Source organism: Candidatus Hepatincolaceae symbiont of Strigamia maritima, from assembly GCF_055505085.1.
In genome coordinates, this window is sequence record NZ_DBKDTU010000106.1 from 1 (window position 1) to 2,390 (window position 2,390).

Genomic DNA, 2,390 nt, shown 5'->3' on the forward strand with positions numbered 1-2,390 from the left:
ATTATAGTATAATTTTAAAAAATAATTAACAATATATAAAAAGTTATTGTAGAATCAAGCATGGATAATGACTTATTCTTATTACAAGATGCTAGTATTTGGGCTAGTCAATTTTTAGAAAAAAATGTTAGTAAATCTAATATTTATTATTTAGTACAGTATGGTTTAATTAACAAAATTGTAAAAAACAACACTATTTATATAAGTAAAGCTGAATTATTAGACTATTACCAAAAATTAATCATCAAAAAAGTAAACCTTCAGAATCTTTTAGAAAAAGATATCAATTGGAGCTTATCTTTTGATAAATATACAGAAAAAGAAACTACCAAACATATTCATAGACTTCATCCTTATAAAGGTAAATTTATCCCCCAATTAGTAGAGTATTTCTTAAGCAACCAAATTGATAATTTAAAAAAAGAAGTATTCTTTCAACAAGACGATATAATAATAGATCCTTTTTGTGGTAGTGGTACTACTTTAGTTCAATCAAGCGAGATGGCAATCTCTGCTATAGGTGTTGATATTTCAGAGTTTAATACACTAATATCTAATATAAAAGTATCTAAGCCAAACTTTATTAAATTAAAAGATATGCTTAATAAGGTATGGGTATCTTTGTTAAAATTTCAATCCCAAGATACAACAAACTATACTTCTTTCATACAAGAGTTAAATCATAAATTAGCATGCTTTAACAAGCAATACTTTCCATCTCCAGAGTTTAAAATTAGTATTAAAAATAAAGAAATAGAAGAAAAAACTTATGTTACAGAAAAAGAAACTAGTTTTTTGAATACTTATATGGGTTTAATAGATAAATATTCAATAAACACTACTAATAAAAATAGTAGTAGTTTTTTAGATCAATGGTTGATGTTTCCGGTAAAATTAGAACTAGATTTTTTACTGCAGGAATTAAAGCAATTTCAAGATAGCACAGAGCTTAATATTATAAAAATTATTATAAGTAGGACTATTAGAAGTGCTAGAGCAACAACCCATTCTGATTTAGCTACATTAAAAAAGCCACAAACTCTTCCATATTATTGCAAAAAACACGGTAAAATCTGTAAACCTATTTACTCTTTAAGTGTTTTATTAAGTAGATATAGTAAAGATACTTTAATGAGATTGCAAGAATTTGACAAACTAAGAACTAATACAGAACAGTTATGTTTAGTGGGAGATTCTAGATCTATTGATATTCTTAGTGAATTAAAAAAGGACAATAATAACCTATATCAAAAAATTACTGAGAAAAAAATTGCTGGTGTTTTTTCTAGCCCTCCTTATGTTGGTTTAATCAATTATCATGAACAGCATGCTTACGCATATGAAATGTTTAATTTTACCAGAAGAGATGATATAGAGATAGGTTCTCTTAGCAACGGTAGTGGGGCAAAAGCTAAAAGCGAATATATTACTAATATTAGTCAGGTTTTATTGAATCTAAAACCATATTTCACTAAAGATTATAATATTTTTTTAGTAGCCAATGATAAATATGGTCTCTATCCGCAAATTGCTTCATTAGCAAATATGAAGATAGTAAATATGTATAAAAGACCTGTATTAAACAGAACAGAAAAAGATAAATCAGCTTATGATGAAATAATTTTTCATATAAAGGAATTATAAATTGGATAAAGTAAAAGACATTATTAAGCAAGCAATAATCAATAAATTACACAAGTATAATCCTGAAACTTCTTATATGCCATTCCATACTAGATTATTAGGCAAGGATAGAATGGCGTTGTATTCTTTTATTCATTCTTTAAGCACTAGTTTTGGCACCAGTATATTTGAACAGGTTGCTAAAGTTATTGCTGAAAAGAAATTTTTAGAAGTAAAAAATCAATATACGGTAGGATCAGTAATTAATAGAGATGCTCAAGAAGTTATCCAAAATATTATAGATTCTTTAAAAACCTCTGTAAAAGTTCCTAATAAAATTGATGAAACTAAACAAATATTGTCTGCTGTCAACTTTTTAAACGTAGTTAATATAAAACATACTAAAGTAGATTTATACCTAAAATCCTATGATAATTATGTATATTTAATTGATATTAAAACTGTTAAGCCAAACAAAGGAAGCTTTAGTGAATATAAAAGAACATTATTAGAATGGGTAGCTACTTCACTGCATACTGATAAAAATATTAATATAAATGCCTTTATAGCAATACCTTATAATCCATATTCTCCTAACCCCTATGAAAGGTGGACTATGGCTGGCATGTTAGATATTAAAGAAGAATTAAAAGTAGCAGAAGAATTTTGGGATTTTTTAGGTGGTATTGGTACGTACGAAATACTACTTCATTCTTTTGAAGAAGTAGGTATAGAGCTTAGAGAAATTATAGATAATTATTTTTATA

2 protein-coding genes are annotated in these 2,390 nt (G+C 26.3%); both read left to right on the forward strand.

The window, feature by feature from the left end; all coding sequences use genetic code 11:
• Positions 1 to 60: 60 nt before the first annotated feature.
• Positions 61 to 1,644, forward strand: coding sequence for a DNA methyltransferase (locus ACQCX0_RS02560; RefSeq protein WP_462562598.1), 1,584 nt, complete (start codon positions 61 to 63; stop codon positions 1,642 to 1,644).
• 1 nt (position 1,645) lies between these two features.
• Positions 1,646 to 2,390 (forward strand): TdeIII family type II restriction endonuclease (locus ACQCX0_RS02565; protein ID WP_462562599.1); only part of this gene is annotated, 745 nt, incomplete at its 3' end.